We start from the raw sequence: 12339 nt of genomic DNA, 5'->3' as shown, positions 1-12339 counted from the left end.
CGATGGAGCGGAAGCCACCCCCGAGCAGACGAATCCTGTGAGGACTGCGGGTCCCGTTAGGGGCCGAGAAAAGCCGAAAGAGATTATCGTAAGTTTTTTTAACCAGGGAATGCCGTGATCTTTATTTGACTTGCAAGGTGACGGGCCGATTCTGAGGCTCTCCGACTTTTTTTACGGCGGTTCCCGTTGCGACCACTTCCATAATTTCTTCTGAACGATGAATGATCTCGATCTGGACATTTATCACCGCGTCTGCCCCTAGTGCATCGGCTTCTGCCTTCATGCGCTGTAGTGACAGCTCACGCGCGGCGTACATCAACTGGGTTAACTGTTTTAATTCCCCCCGTTGCATGCCTTTAAATGCCGTAGCAATTCCGCCGCTGACCCCCATGCTCATCACGGAGTTGCCGAGGACAAAGCCTAAGGGCCGGTAGCCGGCATCGGTGACCAGCCAGAAATCCATGGCACTGAGGTTGCTCGTGGCAGCGCCATGATCTTGTTGGAGTTTTTGAATTTCCTCTTCCACTTCGCCCATGGAGGTCAATTGCGTGTTGTTCCCAAACAACGGCATGGAAATCGCTCCTCTCAGTTATCGTGCGGTGATATTTTACCATAGGATGGAAGTTGTTGGGGCTTTGAGTGGTGTTCCATCGATGCTTCACCCCGGAATAATGCCGAAGGTCATAGGCTGAATCGGGTAATATCTTGACTCTAGGAGGAGACTACGTGGCTGCTGTATATTTGGATATGGACCCCGGACACGATGATGCTTTAGCGATGCTGGTGGCCCTTGCTACGTTAGAAGTGCAAGGAGTAAGTGTCGTGGCGGGAAATCAAACGGTCGATAAGACGATGCGCAATGCGCGCCGTATTTTAACGGCCGCAAATCGACCAGACATCCCTTTGCGGGAAGGCGCGTCCCGTCCGCTGTTTCGTTCTTTGGTGACAGCGGGTTCCGTACATGGGACCTCTGGCTTAGACGGCTATGAATTCCCTGTGCTTGATGTCTCGGAGAGTGCGCAGCCGGCTGTCGCATGGCTCCGCGAGCAGATGCAAGGGTCTTTACAGGCAGTGACATGGATCGCAACGGGGCCCCTCACCAATGTCGCGTCGTTCATCCTTGGGCACCCCGACCTTGTGAAAAATATTGGTCTCTTGGCGATCATGGGGGGAGCGTTGCGTGGCGGCAATATCACACCCTGCGCCGAATTTAATTTCTACGTCGATCCGGATGCGGCGAACATTGTATTAACATCTGGCATTCCCATCCGCCTCGTGGGGCTCGATGTCACGCATAAGGCCTTACTATCCCAAGACGGGATTCAACGATTTCGCCGCTTGCCTGGTATGGTAGGTGAGATGCTTTATGGATTGTTTACGTTCTTTGCGGCGCATGAGCCTGATGCCAATGCGCAGGGCGTACCGATTCACGATGTGCTAGCGGTTGCCGCGGCAGAGCATCCTGAGTTCTTTACATGGCTCATGGTGCCGGTAACCGTTGAAAGGTGTGACGGTCAGTGCCGGGGACAAGTTCAGCAACGCAGTGAGGGACCTCTTGTGGCGGTCGCGACGGATATTGATACCGCCAAATTTTTTGATTGGATGTGGACGGCACTTGAGCGTTACTACCGTTGAAGACGGTATAAGATCAAAAAATTCAACCGTGCTATGATACCCCTGGGCGGTGCTTCAAGGATTTCAGTATAATAAGAGTCATGAAATCCACGGTATGGCGTGAACCCAATTTCTTTCCTTTATGGCTAGGCGCTATGCTATCGTCTGTGGCGGACAGCACATACTATATAGTTCTTGCGTGGTTTGTGCTGGAGATCACCCATTCTGCTGCAAACTTAGGCACTACGCTGTTGATGGCTTCCTTGCCGCGCCTATTGTTCATGATTTTTGGAGGGGTTGCTGTAGACCGGTTGAACCCACGCCGGGTCATGGTGGTGTCATTAACCGCCAGAATGGCGATTTTGCTTGGTCTAGCCGTTTGGCTGGCTACAAAGGTTGGGGCGTTGGATCTCTGGGTGCTTTATGCCGTGGCAGGGATGTTTGGGGTGGTCGACGCCTTTTATTGGCCAACTCAAAATGCCTTAGTGCCGCATGTATTGCCAGACCAAGTGCTTGCGACAGGCAATAGCTTTATTCAGACGACACAACAACTCAGTATGGTCGTAGGTCCTCTTGTCGCAGGGGGGATGTTGCAATGGCATCAGTTCGCCGGGATATTTACGGTCCTGGCCGCGCTATATGCAGGGAGCGCGGTGGCCATTCGCGCCATTCATATGACAGCAAAGGAACGCGTCATTCCCTTGGCGTCGCGCAGCGTATGGGGTGAAATATATGATGGCGTGCGTTATGTATGGAACATTCGCATTCTGCTCTTTTTAATGTTGGCATCCATGGTTATTAACCTCTTTTTTATGGGGCCTGTCAACATTGGCTTGCCGAGTTTTGTGCAGCGTCAAGGATGGTCCGGTAGCGTTTATGGGTATTTTGAGGCGGCTATGGGCTTAGGGGCGGTAGTTGGTGGGGCACTCACGGTTGCCGTTCGCGGTATGCGTGGACATTTTCAGTGGATTGCTCTTGCAGCCGCTGTTATCGGCCTTGGATTAATAGGAGCCGCTATGGTTCACCAATGGCCTATGGGTATTGTCTTTCTGGCCGCATCAGGTATCGCGATGAGCCTGACTAATATTCCCATTATCACGTATATCCAGACGATCGTGGATCACGCCATGATGGGGCGGGTTATGTCATTGTTAACGCTGATGTCGGTTGGATTGGTGCCTGTAAGCTATGGGATGTCTTCTCTCATTTTGCGGATGCATTGGCTTGGCCCGGCAAGTCTCATGATAGTAGGAGGCGCCATTATTGCTCTCTTTTGCGCGATGCTGTGGTTTCAACCGGATTTTCGGCAAATGGAGTCTCATCCGCGGTGGCAGCAAGCAAAAGACGTGTGAGTTTCTCAATGCGCCCTATCGTCATCGACTTGCACTAGGATAAGGGTATCCCCTGGCACAATAATGTCTTGAGCTCGGGGGGCCATATGTAGGTGGTTGTCATGCCAAAACCCAATGAGGGTGACCGCTTCGCCGTAAATGTCTCGCACACTTTGAACGGGCTGATTCGCGATGGCATCGTCAGCTTGGACGGGGATTTCTTGTACATGCACCCCTTCCTCATTCAACAACGCCATCAGTAAATCTTGGGCTACCGGTTTCACGAGCATACGGGCTAGGCGTCGGCCGGTGACGATATCCGGTAAAATGATTCGTTCAACCCCCAAGGATTTTAGGTAGTGGGCGGATTCGGGGGTTTGAGCTCGTGCGACCACTTGCAAATCAGGATTCGCATCACGGGCCGTGAGAAATGCATAGAGATTTTGAGCGTCGTCAGGCAACGCCAAGGCAATGCCACGAGCATGGGCAAGATTGGCTTGTTGCATGGCCTCGGTATCGAAGTTCGCGATGACAAGAGCTTGCATGCCTAACTTGCGGACACGCTCAACCCGACTTTGTTCGAAATCCACCATGACGACCTTTTCTCCCATCGCCGTCAGTTCGCGGGCAATACTTTCTCCAACCCGTCCCGCTCCCACAATGACAAAGTGTTGGCGAAGGCGTCCAATTTCCCGTATCATTTTTCGCTCCTTAAAATAACCCAAGTCAGTTTCTAAAAAATACGAAACGAATAAGGACAGGCCAAATACCCAAATCCCTGTACCAAACGCGATCATGACGGTGGTAAAAATAATTTGTATGGGGCCATGAGGACTAAGGCGTGAGTCGCTAACGGTGGACATTGTCGCAATGGTGAAATACATCGAGAGGAGCCATGGCGCATGGTAAACCATATGGAATCCTAAGATGCCTCCGGCTATGACCCCGAGCATAAGCACGAGCGCCCAGCTAAGCCGTGTACGAACGATCTGTGCCCCCTTTAATTAACGTCAATATCTACAATCCAAATGCTAGCATATTCTACGATGCCGGGCTACCGATGGGGTTGCTAGGGTGTGCTATAGTAGACCCGTGAATTTTTCAGGATGCGGGAGGCTTATGTGTGTCACAGAACTTACGTTGGCTGTATGCGAATCGCGCCTTGCGCAGCTTTGCTACGGCCTTTTTGACGGTTGTTTTTCCCCTCTACCTCGCCATGTCAGGCTATTCGGCGGCTCGCATTGGCTTGGTCTTGACACTATCTGGCGTCGTGAGCGTCGTTTTATTAGCCGGGGTGGGGATTTTTGCCGATAGCATGGGGCGGAAACGAGCGATTATAGGGCTCAGTATTTTGTCATTGCTTGGAGGCGTGGCGATGGCGACGTCCGCGGCCTTTTGGGTCGTTGTGCTCTCTTCTGGGCTAGGCGGCGTGGGAAAGGGCGGCGGCGCGGGAAGCGGCGGTTCGTGGGGTCCTTTGTTTCCCGCGGAACAACCCCTGTTAGCGGAAGCGGTCTCTGATGAAAATCGTACGAAAGTTTTTGGGCGGATTTCGTTTGTGGGGGTCGTCGCCGGAGCATTTGGTTCATTGGTGGCTGTCGTGCCAGAATGGCTTCACGGTCTAGGATGGACGTGGGTGGCCAGCTATCATCTGTTATTTGGTTTTAGTGCAATTCTTTCGTTGTTGATGATTGCCACGGCGTGGCCGATTCATGAGGAACGGCCGAACATGATGGCTGTGTCGGAGCAAGAGCCTCCCCCGATTAGTGTTAAACGCTTGACAGGACGTTTGGGCTTAACAAATGCCTTAAATGGACTAGGATTCGGGTTTTTGGGTCCATTACTCACCTATTGGTTCTATCGCCGATACGGAGCGGGTCCTGCCGAGTTAGGCGCATTATATACGATTATTAATTTAGCGACAGCGTTGCCATATCTCTTGGCATCGGGCATTGCCCGGCGGTTGGGCGCGGTAAAAGCGGTCACCGTCACGCGGATTTTGAGTATTGCCGCATTATTGCTTATGGCATTTGTGCCCAAATTTTGGGAAGCGGGTTTCTTATATCTGCTGCGTATGGTGTTTAATTCTTTTGGCATGCCAGCGCGTCAATCGTTTGCCATGGGCGTTTCGGACCGGAGGTATCGTAGCCGTGTTGCGGCCTTTAGTAACCTGCCATCGCAGTTAACGTCTATGATTTCACCGGTCATTGGCGGCAATGCCATGGAAAGTGTGCTGGATTTCCCCGTTTACGGCGCGGCCTTTTTCATGGCATTGAATGTGATTGCATATTATTTAGCATTTAGAAATATTACGCCACCTGAGGAGCGCCACCTGAGGCGCTCCTCATGATCAGGACTGGAAAGCGGGTTCTTTCGAGATACTATGGACGCAGTGAACGAGAAAGGATGGTTGGCCACGTCACAACCAATTGCAATTTTTGATTCCGGGGAAGGTGGCCTCACCGTCTTGAAACGGGCTTGGGCATTATATCCTGGCGAGGATTTTATTTATGGGGCCGATTCATCGCATTTCCCTTATGGCTCCCGGTCATTAGATAATGTGCGCGAATTGTTTCTACGATTTTTAGATTTTTTTCTCGACCAGCACGTCAAGGCTGTTGTGATTGCTTGTAATACCGCCACTGCAGCGGCACTGGAAGAGGCTCAACGGCGCTCGCCGGTGCCGGTCATTGGGGTGGTGGATCCAGGAGCCCACAGGGCTGCCAGACTTTCTTCTAGTGGCCGTATCGCGGTATTGTCAACGTATGCAACGTATCAGTCTGAGGTGTATCGTTACGCTATTGCGCGGTATAACGAAGGGGCTCAGGTCGTTCAGCACCCTTGTCCTGTGCTGGTGACGATGGCGGAGTCGGGTGATACGGATACGGAGCAAGCGCGTTTGGCGGTGCGAGAGTGTCTCACCACGGTCTTTCGAGAAGACGTGGATACCGTGGTTTTGGGATGCACCCACTTCCCGCACATGGAACGCATCTTTTATCAAGAAGTTGCGGGTCGAGCTGAAATTGTTGACCCGGGTTACGAAACGGCTAAGCATTTGACCGCTGTTTTGGGACCCTTGAAACAGCAAGAGGGTGGTACGATGCGCTTCTATACCACGGGTCAGACCGAGGAATTTGACCGTATATCCGCCGTGCTGTGGCCCGGAATGACAATTCGGGCCACAGCCCTTCAGTGGCGAAACGGACACTATGTCGAAGAAAAATACGAATCGTGAGCGGCGCGGCCTTAAATCACACGGGTGTCATGGCCCGACCAAAACTTTTCTCGCAAGACATGTTTCATGATTTTCCCTGTCCCCGTTTTCGGCAAGGCGCTGACAATTTCCCATGATTTTGGAACCTCAAATCCCCCCAATCGGCTGCGGCAAAAGGTGTCAAGATCTTGGGCAGTGAGGGCTTTGCCTTCTTTGGGTACAACCACAGCATGGGGAATTTCTCCCCATTTGGGGTCTGGAATGCCGATGACGGCGACTTCCATGACGTCTGGATGGGCATACAGTACATCTTCCACGTGGAGACTGGAAATGTTTTCGCCTCCTGAAATGATGATGTCTTTCTTGCGGTCGACAATGTTGATATATCCTTCCGCGTCAATTACTGCTATATCTCCCGTGACAAACCAGCCGTTGCGAAAGACTTTCGCTGTCTCGTCTGGCCGATTCCAATAGCCTTTCATGACACTGTCGGCCCTCACCGCTAGCTCGCCAGAGTGGACGCCATCATGAGGTATCGGCTGGCCGTCATTGTTCAGGATTTCGACTTCAATGCCGACAGCCGGTAATCCCGTTAACGCTTGAAGTCTGGCTTGTTCGTGGGGGGGGAGCGATTTTAACGGTTGCTTGACATATGCAATCGTTACAATGGGACACGTTTCCGTCAAGCCATAGCCCACTATGCATTCGCAGCCCAGACGTGCACGCCCTTCTTCAATCAAGGGATAGGCTGTGGCGGCACCGCCTAAAATAATTTGTTGGAGGCTAGAAAAATCATAGTGATCCATAGCTTGAGAGTTGAGGAGTGCGGTGAGCATGGTGGGGACCAGCAAAGCATGCGTTGCACGATATTGCTCTACCGCTTGACCAAAAAGGGTGGGGTCAAAGCGTGGCACGACCACTTGGGTTGCACCTAACGCGACTAAATAATGCGGAGATCCCCAGGCATTAACGTGGAACAGAGGGACCGTGCCGACAATTTGTACGACGTCATCTGTTAAATGGAGGGTGGCCAAAATACTCATGGCGTGAGCATACAAGTTGCGGTAGGTCATCATAACGCCCTTGGGGGATCCTGTTGTGCCCGATGTGTAAAAGAGTTCCGCTACGTCATTTTCATCAATCATCGGAAGGTCAGGGGACGTGTGCGGCTCATTTTGAAGTTTGCTGTCGTAGGATGGATAAGGATGCGGCGTGTCGTCGTCTTCCATCAACCAAACGTCTTGAACGCTGGGACAGCGTTCCGCTATTGTGTCCCAAATGGGAAGCAATGCGGGGGATACCACTAAGATTTTGGGGCTGGCATCATTAAGAATGAAGGCAATTTCATCGGCATGTAGTCTGACATTCAAGCATAACAACACGGCTCCGATCTGGGGGACACCATAGTAGCCTTCGATCATGCGATGACAATTGAAGGCTAGATACGCAACCCGGTCCCCTTGTTGAACGCCGGCGTGCAACAGCGCCCAGGACAGTTGGTTGACCCGGCGCTGGAATTCGGTATAGTCTTCGACAACGCCCTGACAAACGACGGCAGCTTTATCGGGATAAAGGCTTTGGGCGCGATGAAGAAAGCGGATGGGCAACATGGGCAGTTGCATAATTGACCTCCTTTTAAGGAATAGGTCCGTTCAAGCGATTTCATTATACAAATAATTCAGCCAGCAAACAGAGTAGGAATGAAAGAATTCTGCGCCATGAACCCAAAATTTGTGCATATTTTCGGCCAAGCTTGATACACATACACCGTAGGGGTATCATAGAATGCGAAGGGAGGATCTTCCGACGTATCTATATCTTGAACAAAAAGACAACTTGATGAGTCGCTTAAAGCGCGTTGAAGGGCAAGTCAAAGGCGTCATGCGCATGATTGAAGAAGGGCGTTATTGCCCAGATATTCTCCAACAAATCGCTGCCATGTCGGGCGCGATGGATGAAGTCTCTTTAATTTTGCTGCAGAGCCATATTACCGGGTGCGTGGCCGATGCTATTCAAAGTCAAAACGGGGCAGAATCGATTCAAGAACTGATGACCGTTATTCGCAAGGTTGTGAAACGATAGAAAGAGGCGAGAGGGATGGCGCAGCAAGACCCTACGAGTTCTCAAGAAAAGATTACGCTCGATATTGGTGGAATGACATGCGCTAGCTGTTCATTGCGTATTGAAAAAGAACTCAGCCATTTGCCAGGGGTCGGCTTAGCTGAGGTCAACTTAGCTTTGGAAAAGGCCAATATTGTCTTTGATCCGAGACTGATTTCTCCCCATCAGTTCGTCGAAGCGGTCACCGGCATTGGCTACCAAGTGAGACAAGAGACGTATCGGCTTGCTGTTGAAGGCTTGGATGAGGTCCCTGTGAAAACTCGCTTTGAAGAACGCGTAGCCCAGATGGATGGCGTTTATAAAGTCGTCACGAATGCTGCAACAGGTACTGCTACGATTACGCTGTTACAAGGCATCGGGGATATTCACAACGTCGTGCAAGGGCTAGAGCGTGAAGGATTTCATATTTCGCTACAGACAGATCAGGCGCGTGACCCCAAAGATGCTGAGCGGCGCTCAGCGCTGATACGTTTGCTGGTTTCCCTAATGTTAACGATTCCGTTATGGCTGGCCATGGGGGAGATGTTCGTTCGGGTAGGACCAAGATGGCTGGCCAATCCCTGGGTGCAACTCACGTTAGCCACACTGGTGCAGTGGGGGCCAGGATGGTCGTTTACGCGTCGTGCCTATCAAAATATTCGCCATGGCAACGCTAACATGGATGTATTAGTGGCTTTGGGAACATTATCAGCTTGGACATTTTCCACATACAATGTATTTGCCCATGGCCCTTTGTTTTTTGACTCATCCGCGACCGTGATCACACTGATTTTGGTGGGAAAATATTTAGAAGCCGTGGCCAAGGGCCGGACGAGTACGGCCATCCAAGAAATGCTCGCCTTGCGCCCCAAAACCAGTCAAGTGCTTCAGGCCGATGGCACCTACCGGCCGACCGATGTGGACGCGATTGCCGTTGGACAATTTATTCAGATTCGACCCGGCGACCGTATTCCGGTTGATGGTGTGGTGACCGAAGGCCATGGCCTGGTGGATGCATCGTTGCTGACAGGAGAACCCGAGTTGCAAAGTGTTTCAGTTGGTTCCACCGTCAGTGCAGGAACAATTCATCAAGGAGAACGCGCTTTTATCATGCAAGCTCAAGGTGTTGGGCAAGACACCATGTTGGCCCAAATTGTTCGGGCGGTCGAGGAGGCGCAAGCAGGTAAAGCGCCCATTCAACGATTTGCGGATCGGGTAAGTAATGTCTTTGTTCCCACCGTGGTCGCATTGGCTGTGCTGACCTTTGTTTTGACGGGCGGGTTGACCGCAAATTGGACGGCTGCTTTGCTTCATGCCGTAGCCGTGTTGGTGGTTGCCTGTCCGTGTGCATTAGGATTAGCAACGCCCACGGCGGTGATGGTTGGGTCCGGGATGGGGGCGCGTTATGGCATTCTGTATCGAAATGGCGAAGCCCTTGAGCGCGTCAGTCAGGTGACCCGACTGGCAATGGATAAGACAGGAACCTTGACGGAAGGACGTCCCCAAGTGATTGCGGTCCTCCCCTATGGCGATGTTTTGGAGGCCGAGGTTGTGGGGTATGCTGCCAGTTTGGAAGCAGAAGCCAATCATCCTCTGAGTCGGGCGGTGCTTGCGTACGCTCATAATGTTTCACGGCCTGCGGTGGAAGGCGTTTATACCGAGGAAGGCCGCGGCGTCGTTGGGGAAGCAGCGAGCGGCGAGGGAACCGTTGTGGTGGGGACGGAGGCACTCTTGCGAGATTATGGCATAATATGGCCACAGACATGGGAAACGTCGCAAATTGCTGAATGGATGCAGCAAGGCGCGACAATTATTTATGTGGGACTGCACGATCGATTATTGGGTGCCATCGCCATTGCCGACCGGGTGCGTGATGATGCCGCCTTTGCCATCCAACGTTTGCAAGCCAATGGCTATCGCGTTAGCATGTTGACGGGCGACCGTCTTCCATCTGCGCATGCGATTGCGGCTCGTGTCGGTATCGAGGATGTTCATGCCGAGTTGTCTCCTACGGAGAAAGCGGAACTTATTAAGCAATGGCAAGCACAAGGCGAGCGTGTAGCTATGGTGGGAGATGGCGTCAATGACGCTCCAGCCTTGGCGGTGGCTTTTGTGGGCATGGCGGTGGCGACAGGGAGCGACATTGCTATGCACACCGCTGACGTTACGCTAGTCCGCCCGGAAATTAATGCCGCGGGCCAGGCATTGTTAATAGGGCAGCGGACCATGGCCAAAATTCGCCAGAACTTATTTTGGGCACTGGGGTACAATTTAGTGGGTATCCCATTAGCCGCGTTCGGAGTCATATCACCCGCGCTGGCGGGTGGGGCCATGGCCTTTAGCTCGGTTTTAGTGGTAACCAATTCGTTGGCTTTGCGCAGAATGACAATAGACACAGAGCCCTCTGGGCACCAACCCATAAAGGAGTCGAACAAGCTATGGAACGTATAACGTTAGGCGTCAAGGGTATGACGTGCAACCATTGTGTCATGACCGTCACTAACGCTTTGAAAGAGGTCGACGGTGTTAAGGCCGCGAACGTTAGTTTGGAACAAGAAGACGCGAAGATTACATTTGACGAGTCAAAAACCAATATCGATGCGATAAAAAAAGCGGTGATTGATGCCGGATATCAACCGGAATGAAACGGTAACAGCCCTGTGTGCGCCGCAGACAGGGCTGTTGTTTCTCACTGGCCTATTCCAGCTACCTTGCTAATGATGGGATGCGAAGACCCGGAGTCGTCTGCGGACGAGAAAGTGGTGGATGTCAAAACGCGTTCCATGGCCACTTCGTCACAATGTGAAAGCATAGGGCACCCTACGCAATCAATGAAGTACTTGGCGGGAACCGTCTCCCGAGCGACGATTTGAAATCCGCAATGTTGGAAAAAAGCGACCTGACGAGTAAAAGAAATGACTTTTGTCATCCCCGCTTTCTCAGCTTGGGCTACCGCGTATTGGACGAGCTTCTCTCCAATCCCTTGCTTATGAAAGCCTGGAGCTACTGCCAACGTTCGCACTTCGCCGACTTTTGTCTCGAGCTGGTGTAGGGCGACAATACCGGCGATTTCAGAGTCAACGCAGGCAACTCCTAAGACCGGAAGGTATTCTAATAGCGACTCCCTGCTACGTGGCAGTAAAGCACCTTGGGCGGCGTAATAATCCACTAGATTGACAATATCATCCAAGTCCGAGAGACGAGCTGCCCGAATGAGCACATGCAACGCTCCTTAACGTTTTGTTCAGTGTACGATATCATGCATTTTTATGCAACCAATATGACCCTTTATACCTTTAGTATTTTTTTCATGGGCTTCTCACATCTTTGCTCCATGATATCAGGAAAACGTGTCACCTGATTAGGAGGGAACTTATGCATCATGTACCGACTTTGCCTGCTGTAATTCAGTACGTGGTGCCGTTCCTTGACCACTACGGGTATGTGGCCATTTTTTTGGGTGTATTTTTGGAAGACTTTGGATTGCCGCTGCCTGGGGAGACGATCTTAGTTGCAGCGAGCATCTTGGCAGGACAACATGTCTTTCGCATTACTGACGTCATCGTGGTGGCACTACTGGGCGGAATTACAGGGGATACAGTAGGCTTTATGTTAGGCAGACGTTTTGGCCATCATCTGTTGTGGCGTTTTGGTCATTTTGTCGGCTTGAAACCCAATGTTTTAGAACGGTTTAATGGCTGGGTGGTCCACCGCGGAGTGTGGTTAATCGCGGGTGCGCGTTTTGTCGATGGATTTCGCCAATTGAACGGATGGATTGCTGGGGCTAATCGGGTGCCATGGAAGTTTTTTGTGCCCTTGAATACGCTGGGAGCCGGTGCATGGGTTAGTGCATGGGCGTTGTCGGGTTACTTCTTTAGTCACCGCATCTTAGCGATTATGGCGCAGTTCAAAATGATTGATATCGCGATGGTGGGTTTCGTTGTGGTGGGTGTTGGCCTTCCTCTTATCTTGCATTACGCTCATAAGCTGCGCCGCAAACGAGCAGACGTTGACTCTTAGCGTCGCGGGAAATAAAGTGGAGTTAAGCCACCATTAATGTGTGGGTTGGTAAGTGGGGGGATG

General features: G+C 51.7%; 12 protein-coding genes. 8 read left to right on the top strand and 4 right to left on the bottom strand.

The window, feature by feature from the left end:
* Positions 1-121 precede the first annotated feature (121 nt).
* Positions 122-571 (bottom strand): YbjQ family protein, encoded by a 450-nt coding sequence (locus tag CO251_RS04315; RefSeq protein ID WP_103374578.1) that lies wholly within the window; start codon positions 569-571, stop codon positions 122-124.
* Positions 572-726: 155 nt separating this feature from the next.
* On the opposite strand from CO251_RS04315, the gene CO251_RS04310 reads away from it, so the two are divergent.
* Both CO251_RS04310 and CO251_RS04305 read left to right on the top strand, forming a co-directional pair.
* Entirely contained in the window at positions 727-1635 is a 909-nt protein-coding gene (locus CO251_RS04310) for a nucleoside hydrolase (RefSeq protein WP_242968306.1), read from the top strand.
* An 80-nt stretch (positions 1636-1715) separates the two neighbouring features.
* Positions 1716-2966, top strand: coding sequence for an MFS transporter (locus CO251_RS04305; RefSeq protein WP_103374577.1), 1251 nt, complete (start codon positions 1716-1718; stop codon positions 2964-2966).
* A gap of 5 nt (positions 2967-2971) precedes the next feature.
* Here the strand turns inward: CO251_RS04305 and CO251_RS04300 are convergent, their stop codons facing one another.
* Positions 2972-3898, bottom strand: coding sequence for a TrkA family potassium uptake protein (locus CO251_RS04300; RefSeq protein WP_103374576.1), 927 nt, complete (start codon positions 3896-3898; stop codon positions 2972-2974).
* Positions 3899-4068: 170 nt separating this feature from the next.
* Here CO251_RS04300 and CO251_RS04295 point away from each other — a divergent pair, with 170 nt between their 5' ends.
* A complete protein-coding gene (locus CO251_RS04295) occupies positions 4069-5292 on the top strand; it encodes an MFS transporter (RefSeq protein WP_103374575.1) in 1224 nt (407 codons plus the stop codon).
* Positions 5293-5325: 33 nt separating this feature from the next.
* Positions 5326-6177 (top strand): glutamate racemase, encoded by an 852-nt coding sequence (gene murI / locus CO251_RS04290; RefSeq protein ID WP_103374574.1) that lies wholly within the window; start codon positions 5326-5328, stop codon positions 6175-6177.
* An 11-nt stretch (positions 6178-6188) separates the two neighbouring features.
* Here murI and CO251_RS04285 read toward each other — a convergent pair whose 3' ends face one another.
* On the bottom strand, positions 6189-7778 hold the full coding sequence (locus CO251_RS04285; protein ID WP_103374573.1) for a long-chain-fatty-acid--CoA ligase: 1590 nt from the start codon (positions 7776-7778) through the stop codon (positions 6189-6191).
* Between the two features lie 163 nt (positions 7779-7941).
* Here CO251_RS04285 and CO251_RS04280 point away from each other — a divergent pair, with 163 nt between their 5' ends.
* Genes CO251_RS04280 through CO251_RS04270 form a run of 3 tightly spaced genes read left to right on the top strand, consistent with a single transcriptional unit; the run spans position 7942 to position 10901 of the window.
* Positions 7942-8238 carry a metal-sensitive transcriptional regulator gene (locus CO251_RS04280; protein WP_103374572.1) on the top strand — a complete coding sequence of 99 codons (297 nt, stop codon included), beginning with the start codon at positions 7942-7944 and terminating at the stop codon, positions 8236-8238.
* 15 nt (positions 8239-8253) lie between these two features.
* Entirely contained in the window at positions 8254-10707 is a 2454-nt protein-coding gene (locus CO251_RS04275; RefSeq protein ID WP_103374571.1) for a cation-translocating P-type ATPase, read from the top strand.
* Entirely contained in the window at positions 10695-10901 is a 207-nt protein-coding gene (locus CO251_RS04270; protein WP_103374570.1) for a heavy-metal-associated domain-containing protein, read from the top strand. The genes CO251_RS04275 and CO251_RS04270 overlap by 13 nt, the downstream gene beginning before the upstream one ends.
* A 44-nt stretch (positions 10902-10945) precedes the next feature.
* Here CO251_RS04270 and CO251_RS04265 read toward each other — a convergent pair whose 3' ends face one another.
* A complete protein-coding gene (locus tag CO251_RS04265; RefSeq protein ID WP_158246172.1) occupies positions 10946-11476 on the bottom strand; it encodes a GNAT family N-acetyltransferase in 531 nt (176 codons plus the stop codon).
* A gap of 155 nt (positions 11477-11631) precedes the next feature.
* Between CO251_RS04265 and CO251_RS04260 the strand changes: the two genes are divergently transcribed.
* Positions 11632-12276 (top strand): DedA family protein, encoded by a 645-nt coding sequence (locus CO251_RS04260; RefSeq protein WP_103374568.1) that lies wholly within the window; start codon positions 11632-11634, stop codon positions 12274-12276.
* Positions 12277-12339 lie beyond the last annotated feature (63 nt).

The sequence above is a fragment of the Sulfobacillus sp. hq2 genome (assembly GCF_002903155.1).
GTDB lineage: Bacteria > Bacillota > Sulfobacillia > Sulfobacillales > Sulfobacillaceae > Sulfobacillus > Sulfobacillus thermotolerans.
This window is presented reverse-complemented; position numbering and strand designations above follow the sequence as displayed.

Bases quoted from the DNA above. Each gene is read 5' to 3' on its own strand.
- CO251_RS04315 (WP_103374578.1), bottom strand. From the start codon at position 571: ATGCCGTTGTTTGGGAACAACACGCAATTGACCTCCATGGGCGAAGTG.
- CO251_RS04305 (WP_103374577.1), top strand. From the start codon at position 1,716: ATGAAATCCACGGTATGGCGTGAACCCAATTTCTTTCCTTTATGGCTA.
- CO251_RS04300 (WP_103374576.1), bottom strand. From the start codon at position 3,898: ATGCTCGGGGTCATAGCCGGAGGCATCTTAGGATTCCATATGGTTTAC.
- murI (WP_103374574.1), top strand. From the start codon at position 5,326: ATGGACGCAGTGAACGAGAAAGGATGGTTGGCCACGTCACAACCAATT.
- CO251_RS04285 (WP_103374573.1), bottom strand. From the start codon at position 7,778: ATGCAACTGCCCATGTTGCCCATCCGCTTTCTTCATCGCGCCCAAAGC.
- CO251_RS04280 (WP_103374572.1), top strand. From the start codon at position 7,942: ATGCGAAGGGAGGATCTTCCGACGTATCTATATCTTGAACAAAAAGAC.
- CO251_RS04275 (WP_103374571.1), top strand. From the start codon at position 8,254: ATGGCGCAGCAAGACCCTACGAGTTCTCAAGAAAAGATTACGCTCGAT.
- CO251_RS04270 (WP_103374570.1), top strand. From the start codon at position 10,695: ATGGAACGTATAACGTTAGGCGTCAAGGGTATGACGTGCAACCATTGT.
- CO251_RS04260 (WP_103374568.1), top strand. From the start codon at position 11,632: ATGCATCATGTACCGACTTTGCCTGCTGTAATTCAGTACGTGGTGCCG.